The following is a 6287-nucleotide window of genomic DNA, read 5'->3' as shown; positions in this document are numbered from 1 at the left end:
CCGACGAGGAGCCGGACACGATCGAGGAGGTCTACGAACCCTATTTGCTGCAAATTGGCTATCTGCAACGGACTCACCGGGGCCGGGTCGCTACCCCTAGCGCCTGGGCACACCTGGGTTACCCACCCCCTGATCAACAATTGTCGTTACTGTCTTAGATCCCGCTCGTTGTTGAGATCAGAGATATTCCAGAAGTATTTGATGTTAGTTGATTTTTGCGATCACCCGTACACTATCGTATTTGGCATTTCTTGATAAGAACAATGATCTAATCAGAAATTTCCAGGATCGGAGCTGATAGTTGGGTTCCGTCCGCCACGGCTCGCCATCCCCTCGAAGCGCACGCCATATTTCTTTTTCTGTATCAAGCCAAGTGTTAGAAAATTGACGACAAAATCTCCGATGTTTCACTACAACTACACTAAGTCCATGTTTTGATAAGATCGCACGCAAACTAGAAAGCGTGAAAAAGTTGAGGTGTCGAGGAATATCCGACTACGGCCATGTTGCTCGTTGCTCCTTGAAGCCGAAAGATGCACAATTTGGTGTCTCAATAATAAAACACCCTTCATCCTTCAAAAGATTTTTGGCATTTATTACAGCAGAATTTATGTCTAGGCAATGTTCCAGCACGTGAGACATGAGGATGACATCGTATTTTCTACCTAGGACCGTCCCTGGTAATTCTTCTGCTGTCCCCTTGTAGATAATCAGCTCAGAGTCCTTTACCGCTTCCCTAGCTTTTGGATCTGGTTCAACACCGACAACAGAAAACCCTTGAGCAAGAAAACGGGACATGGTTTCACCATTCCCACAGCCAATCTCTAGCATAGATAAAGAGCTGCGTTTCAATAACGAAATAGCATCGTTTGGTGAAAGATCTTCGCCATTATCCAGCCGATAAGCAATATATAGACGCAGTCGTTCAAGAAATGACTCATCCCTCTTGCCTCCCACCTTGCTATTTGTATTTGCTTTATGAGTGTAATAGTCGGCAAGATCGTAAAAGCCGGAGACTTCGTTCTTTGTTGGCCTTGGCCAGACTTGGCCGTAATCGCAAGCGCTACACCAATAAACATTATAGGATTTATTAGATACAGGCTTTCGATAATCACACGAGGCTGTAAATGATTTGCTTAGTTCTTGGTTGCAAATCGGACATGTTGCCTTTTGACTCTCTGGTTCCATATCCGCTCCTGATGACACCTAACAGTTATGGTCAATAATTACAGGAATCTTCAATACAACACAAGAATCGCGGGTTAATCCACAGCATCACGTTGTTAGCCAAAACTGTTCGATGATCGCCCCTTGCAACACCTTGCCCAACCGAATCTTTGCCACAACTGTTATCATTATACTCACCCATTTACTGATTAGGGTACCTCGAAAAATGCCAATCTTCGCAAACGGTGAGATGGCAACAGCCATCTAGTGGTTAGCCAGTCCCGACAACATCAGCGTATGCTTAGGAGGCAGTGAGAACCGAGCGGCCAGGATGCAACTACTTTGTATTAGTAACGGTCATGGCGAAGATGTGATTGCAGTCCGCATCCTACAAGCCCTGCAACAACATCCCCAAGCGCCTGAAGTGGTCGCCTTGCCCCTAGTCGGCGAGGGGAGTGCCTACGCCCAAGCGGGAATTCCCCGAATTGCCCCGACGAAAGTGATGCCATCGGGCGGATTTATCTACATGGATAGTCGTCAACTGGTCCGTGATCTGCAAGGTGGGCTGGTACAACTGACCTGGCAGCAACTGCGGGCGGTGCGTCGCTGGGCCAAGCAGGGGGGATGTATTTTGGCGGTAGGGGATATTGTGCCGCTGCTGTTTGCCTGGTGGAGTGGCGCACCCTATGCCTTTGTGGGAACCGCCAAGTCAGAATACTACCTGCGGGATGAGGCGGGTCTATTGCCCCGTCGCACTTGGTTTGAACGCCTGGAAAGCTGGTCAGGTTCGGTCTATTTACCCTGGGAGCGCTGGTTGATGCGCCGTCGCCGTTGTCGTGCTGTTTTCCCCAGGGATGCGCTAACCACCTCGATTTTGCAGCAATGGAGTATTCCCGCCCTGGATTTGGGGAACCCGATGATGGATGGCCTGGAACCGTCTGGAACCCTAGTGGTTCGCGATGCGATGGCAGAAGCGTCCGCGATCGCAGCCCCCACCGAGGTTGCCCCTCCCTTAACGTTGGTCCTCCTACCGGGTTCCCGATCGCCGGAAGCCCAGCGTAATTGGCTGGTGATGTTACCCCTTGCCCTGGCCCTCAGTACCACCTTTGCCCAGCGACGATCGCTCTGTTTTCTCGCGGCGATCGCGCCTAACCTGGACCTTGCGCCCTTCCGTCAGACACTTCTGGATCAGGGCTGGCAATTACAAACCGCCCCCAATCCAACCGTGATGCTGTTTACCCGCCGGGATGGGCCCTATCCTACGACCCTTTACCTCACCCAATCAGCCTTTAATGATTGCCTGCACCAGGCCGACTTTGCGATCGCAATGGCGGGGACAGCCACCGAGCAGTTTGTGGGGTTAGGGAAACCGGCCATCACGATCGCGGGCGAAGGCCCCCAATTTACGCCCGCCTTTGCCGAAGCCCAAAGCCGCCACCTGGGACCTTCGGTCCGCCTGATTGAGCGTCCAGAAGAAGCCGTCGCGATCGTCCAGTCCTTGCTAGCCGATCCCGATCAACTCCACCTCATTGCTGAAAATGGTCGCCGCCGTTTGGGGCCACCGGGGGCTGCCCAACGGATTGCAGCTACTTTGCTAGACTGTGAACCTGCCCTATCAACCCCAGCAAACGCTTCCTGAAACTGAACGCTGGTTACCCTTAAGACTGACGGTGCTCACACCTAACCACACAACCCCCTTCAGGCTGTCGCCAAAACCTTTGCCAGAGCTTAACCTGGCACTAAGGTGATGATTACCCATTGTGACAACCAAACTTCTAGAATAGCGGCAGCGAACTGTATTGGGGATTACCTATGCCGCCCACTACGACTTCTGAGGCCCTAGCCCCGCAGGACTTGCGTCAACTGCTGGAGGAGTACTACCAGGAGCGAACCCTAATCCCATACCAGGCTGGTCAGATCATTTCCCTAAAACCGGATGAAGTCTGGCTCGTGGGGCGGGGCGTAGTGGTGTTGAGTACGCTGTACCAGTCGGGAGATGAAGCCCTGTTGGGGTTAGCAGCCCCCGCCATGCCCTTTGGCTTGCCGCTGACCGCGATCGCGCCCTACCAGGCTACCGCCCTCACCGATGTCGATGTGATGCGCCTGACGATGGTCGAGATTGAGTCTTCCCCAGCCCTACGCCATGAAATCGATCGTCAACTGGCCCGGCGGTTACGACAAACCGAAGCCCTGTTAGCCCTAGGCGGTTACCGACGCGTGGAAGAACGTCTGCGGCAATTGCTGCTCCTCCTGGCCCAGGAAATGGGGCAACCGACCGCTGACGGGCTGCGACTTATGGTGCGCCTCACCCATCAGCACCTCGCCAACGCGATCGGTACCACACGGGTCACCGTGACGCGTTTAATTGGGCAACTACGGCGGGAAAAATGGTTAACGATCGATGCCAACCGCCACTTGATTGTGCGATATCCGGCCCGTCTCGGGTTTACGGTTCCCTAGGCTCAAATGCAGGAACGAATTGCCGTATTGCAGTATCGTATTGAAATTGGCTTACTGCAACGCGTCTCCTGTCTTCCAATGGCCGCTGAACCTACCCCACCCCTTCCCGTTCCCGACTGGCTCTATCGGGGCATTTGCGAAATCTTCCCCGACAACCCCACTGCCCATGACCCGAACGAGAGCCTCGTCTATCGCCTGCACCAGGCCGATCGCCCCCTGCGGGTGAAACTGGGCATTGATCCCACGGGTACCGATATTCACCTGGGGCATGGTATTGTTTTTCGCAAACTGCGGGCGTTCCAGGATGCGGGCCATACGGCGGTGCTGATCATTGGTGATTTCACGGCCCGGATTGGCGACCCCACAGGGAAATCCGAAGTCCGGCGACAACTCACCGCCGCCGAAGTGGCAGCCAACGCCGAAACCTATCTCAAACAACTGCGACCCATTTTAGATTTCGAGACCCCTGGTCGCTTGGAAATTCGCTATAACTCGGAATGGTTGGCGGCTCTAGATCTGTCCAAAATCCTGGAACTCCTGGGAACGATGACCGTGGGGCAGATGTTAGCCAAGGAAGGGTTTGCCGAACGCTATAAGCAGGGGAATCCGGTCTATTTGCATGAATTTCTCTACCCCCTCATGCAGGGTTATGATTCCGTCGCTGTTCAGGCGGATGTGGAGCTAGGGGGGACTGACCAGAAGTTTAACCTAGCCGTAGGCCGGGATTTACAACGGCATTTTGGGCAGTCGCCCCAGTTTGGTCTACTCATGCCCATTCTGTTGGGCACTGATGGGGTACAAAAAATGTCCAAGTCTCTGGGCAATTATGTCGGTCTTTCTGAAGATGCCCTGAGTATGTATTCCAAGCTGGAGAAAACACCGGATAGCATTATCCAGGACTACTTTGAGCTACTGACCAATTTGCCCCTAGATCAGCTACCTGAAAATCCCCGCGATCGTCAAAAATTACTGGCGCTGACGGTGGTGAGCCAATTTCACGGTCAAGATGCGGCCCTACAAGCCCAGCAAGCCGCCCAATCCTTGGTGGCTGGGGGACAAGCCGAGGCCGATGCGGTACCAGAGTTCTCGCTAGCGGAGATCCAGTTTCCGGCCAAGTTGTTCTATATCTTGAGTGCCAGTGGTCTCTGTGGTAGCAGTGGAGATGCCCGTCGGCAAATTCAGGGCGGCGCCGTGCGGTTGGCCGGCGATCGGATTGAGCAGGTAGACCTAACGATCGCAGCCCCTGCCGATCTGGTGGGCAAGGTGTTACAAGTGGGCAAGAAGAAATTTATTCGCTTGGTCGGTTAAGGTGGGGAAGTGATGAGGAATTACTAAGACCCTCAGTTCACCCAGATTTACCCAGATCTTTGGGTTACCTTTGTGGTCTTTGGGCCTGCGTGGTTCAAATTAACGGGAAATAAGATGACTGTTATTGTCGATCGCATCATTGTGCCCCTCGATGTCCCCAATTTTCCAGCCGCGATCGCGTGGGTAGACCGTTTACCCCAGGTGCGCTTCTGGAAAGTGGGGTTGGAATTGTTTGTCAGCAGTGGGCCTGCTATTTTGACCGAACTCAAACAACGGCAGAAACGCATTTTTCTGGATCTCAAGTTCCACGATATTCCTAATACAGTCGCCGGAGCCTGTCGATCGGCAGCCACCTATGGGGTTGATTTACTCACCCTCCACGCCACGGCTGGTCCCGCCGCCCTCAAGGCGGCCCAAACCGCAGCCGTTGAAGCCGCGATCGCGGCGGGCCAATCCCCCCCCCAACTGCTGGTCATTACCGTGTTGACCAGCCTGACGGCACGATCGCTAGCCCTGGATCTGAAAATCCCCATCGAGTTGCCGGAATACGCGCTACACATGGCCTTGATGGCCCAGGCCCAGGGCATTCCCGGAGCCGTCTGCTCCCCCCAGGAAGTGGCACAATTGCGTCAAGTCTGCGGTCCCGATTTCCGGCTCGTGTGTCCGGGGGTACGCCCAGCCTGGGCCGAGAAAGGTGATCAAGGGCGAACCCTCACCCCTGCGATGGCAGTGCAGGCCGGGGCCGATTATCTGGTGATTGGCCGTCCGATCACGCAGGCCCCCGATCCGGCGGCTGCGTTTCAGCGAATCTGTGATGAATTGGCAATGGTGGTGTAACGAGGTGCGATCGCGGTTTCGAGCGGCTGCCCGATCGGGGAAGGGGCGATCGCTCAGCTACGGGATTGTCAGCGGGGTCATGCTATGGGCTGGCGTTGGCCTAGCCGTTTCACCTGAGCTACAGGGGGAGGGGCAATCGCGATCAGTCCCGACTGCTTGCCCATGGGAGCTGGAAACCCTGGCCGATCGCCTTGCCCAAGATTTACCCGCCTATGCCAATCGGGTCAGCCAGCGATCGCGGTTGGTCCCGGATATTCAACCCAGCACCATGATTATTGCCAGCCGCCCGGAACTGGAACCGCTGCCATTGGGCGGGATTAGGGGTGGCTCGACGCTTTCTCCGTCTCCGGCGATCGCCCCCCCCCAACAGATTTTCCTAACCACCCTGAGCCGTAGTTCTAGCCTCGGTCAGTCAGTCAACCTGCAACAGTTCCACTGGCTCTTGCTCAGCCGTAACGATCAAGGCTGGTGGCTGGTGATGAGCTTTAGTCGGACCGGCGGGCACCCCCTCACCC

General features: G+C 54.9%; 7 protein-coding genes. 6 read left to right on the top strand and 1 reads right to left on the bottom strand.

Annotation, left to right across the window (positions count from 1 at the left end):
* Positions 1–158, top strand: a 158-nt coding sequence (locus tag ACWIUF_RS19625; protein WP_448574222.1) for a Holliday junction DNA helicase RuvB C-terminal domain-containing protein, incomplete at its 5' end; no start/stop codon positions are given.
* Positions 159–495: 337 nt separating this feature from the next.
* Here ACWIUF_RS19625 and ACWIUF_RS19620 read toward each other — a convergent pair.
* On the bottom strand, positions 496–1188 hold the full coding sequence (locus ACWIUF_RS19620; RefSeq protein WP_448574221.1) for a class I SAM-dependent methyltransferase: 693 nt from the start codon (positions 1186–1188) through the stop codon (positions 496–498).
* A 310-nt stretch (positions 1189–1498) separates the two neighbouring features.
* Between ACWIUF_RS19620 and ACWIUF_RS19615 the strand changes: the two genes are divergently transcribed.
* The 5 genes from ACWIUF_RS19615 to ACWIUF_RS19595 all read left to right on the top strand — a co-directional run.
* Positions 1499–2806 (top strand): lipid-A-disaccharide synthase-related protein, encoded by a 1308-nt coding sequence (locus tag ACWIUF_RS19615; protein WP_448574220.1) that lies wholly within the window; start codon positions 1499–1501, stop codon positions 2804–2806.
* Between the two features lie 173 nt (positions 2807–2979).
* Positions 2980–3627, top strand: coding sequence for a Crp/Fnr family transcriptional regulator (locus ACWIUF_RS19610; protein WP_448574219.1), 648 nt, complete (start codon positions 2980–2982; stop codon positions 3625–3627).
* A gap of 6 nt (positions 3628–3633) precedes the next feature.
* A complete protein-coding gene (tyrS, locus tag ACWIUF_RS19605) occupies positions 3634–4935 on the top strand; it encodes a tyrosine--tRNA ligase (RefSeq protein ID WP_448574218.1) in 1302 nt (433 codons plus the stop codon).
* 114 nt (positions 4936–5049) lie between these two features.
* Positions 5050–5772, top strand: coding sequence for an orotidine-5'-phosphate decarboxylase (pyrF, locus tag ACWIUF_RS19600; RefSeq protein ID WP_448574217.1), 723 nt, complete (start codon positions 5050–5052; stop codon positions 5770–5772).
* Positions 5750–6287: hypothetical protein (locus ACWIUF_RS19595; protein ID WP_448574216.1), on the top strand; the 538-nt coding region annotated here is incomplete at its 3' end. The genes pyrF and ACWIUF_RS19595, both read left to right, overlap by 23 nt.

The organism is Trichothermofontia sp. (genome assembly GCF_053493415.1).
The sequence above is the reverse complement of the archived record's forward strand: the minus strand, read 5'-3'. Positions and strand labels throughout refer to the sequence as shown.

Excerpts from the sequence above, each read along its gene's own strand:
- ACWIUF_RS19620 (WP_448574221.1), bottom strand. The coding sequence starts at position 1,188 with ATGGAACCAGAGAGTCAAAAGGCAACATGTCCGATTTGCAACCAAGAA.
- ACWIUF_RS19615 (WP_448574220.1), top strand. The coding sequence starts at position 1,499 with ATGCAACTACTTTGTATTAGTAACGGTCATGGCGAAGATGTGATTGCA.
- ACWIUF_RS19610 (WP_448574219.1), top strand. The coding sequence starts at position 2,980 with ATGCCGCCCACTACGACTTCTGAGGCCCTAGCCCCGCAGGACTTGCGT.
- tyrS (WP_448574218.1), top strand. The coding sequence starts at position 3,634 with ATGCAGGAACGAATTGCCGTATTGCAGTATCGTATTGAAATTGGCTTA.
- pyrF (WP_448574217.1), top strand. The coding sequence starts at position 5,050 with ATGACTGTTATTGTCGATCGCATCATTGTGCCCCTCGATGTCCCCAAT.